At 36.1% G+C, this 1,198-nt stretch carries 2 protein-coding genes; one reads left to right on the top strand and one right to left on the bottom strand.

The features are described 5' to 3' along the window. Nucleotides 1-371, top strand: a 371-nt coding sequence (locus AC1DPZ_RS27620) for a hypothetical protein (RefSeq protein WP_477409554.1), incomplete at its 5' end; no start/stop codon positions are given. Nucleotides 372-421: 50 nt separating this feature from the next. Here AC1DPZ_RS27620 and AC1DPZ_RS27625 read toward each other — a convergent pair. Next, complete coding sequence (locus AC1DPZ_RS27625) at nucleotides 422-1,033, bottom strand: 2OG-Fe(II) oxygenase (protein ID WP_477409556.1); 612 nt, start codon at nucleotides 1,031-1,033, stop codon at nucleotides 422-424. Between the last annotated feature and the right edge of the window lie 165 nt (nucleotides 1,034-1,198).

Below are 1,198 nucleotides of genomic sequence, written 5' to 3' on the forward strand. Positions count from 1 at the left end.
ATTGTAAGGTTCTTGATATTCCTTTAAATGTAAGTTATCAGCTATATTCAAAAGGGAATAATGCCATAGCTTTGGGTACTGGATTATCCTCGTACTTTATGTTGAAGGAAAATTACAGGTTTGATTATTCGGCCGAAAGCGGGTGGAAGCCTTACAACCTGGAGTTTAAAAATCAAAATAAGCACTTGTTTAGTGTTATTAATATTAATGCCAATTATCAGCGGAGAATAAATTCAAAATTCAGCCTGGTTGTTCAGCCATATATGAAGCTGCCGGTTACCGGCATTGGTAATGGCCGGGTTGATCTTAAATCAACAGGTGTTGCGCTTGGTATAAACTGGAATGTAGGTTCGGCACTCAGGCCCAAATAAGGCTTGGATATTAAAGTTAAATAATAAACGGGATTAAATGATCCCGTTTATTATTTAACTTTAATATAGTGATCTACTTTTAGCCAGCCTGTTATACTCATCCTTGGTTTCTGCGTACATAAAACTTCATGTAAAAGTTCGCTGCTTTTAAAAAATACCGTTCTTCCATTTTCGGGGTTGATGGTTTGTTCGGTATTGTTTTGATGGATGCACAGCTCTCCCCCATCAGCGGCCTCCCATTCCGTATTTAAATACATGATCATAGAATATTTACGGCTATCGTTATTCTTAAACTGATCGAGATGCTTTTTATAAAAAGAGCCTTTTTCGTACAATGTGTAATGAAATTCGTAGCTGGTAATACCGGTATAGCAGGTTTGATTTAAGTAACTCACAAAACCATCCATCAGATCAAAAAAATCATTTTCACAAGCTGTATCGTGTTTGCGATCGAGCCAGTAAATACTATCGCCACGTACTAATTGGTTATTAACTACAATATGCTCGTTACCAATGCCTGCAGAAAGGAGTTTGTTTTGCTGAAAAAGAGATATTAGATTTTGTTTCAGATCGGCAGCCAGTACATCACTTAAAAAATGGTCGGCAATACCAACGTTATCATTTATATAACTATCTATAAGGCAATTAAAGGGATCTTTCAATAAATGATGGGTTAATAGCAACAAGTAAATACCGGTTGTTGCTAAAGATAGCCTTTTAAAATGATTACTGTTTTACTTTTGCCAGTGCTATAATATCTTTTCCCTCTATTACTTTTTTAGCAAATGGTTGATTTACAACATGTATCATGGCAGCGGCCAACTCCT

The sequence above is a fragment of the Mucilaginibacter sp. P4_G9 genome (assembly GCF_056400985.1).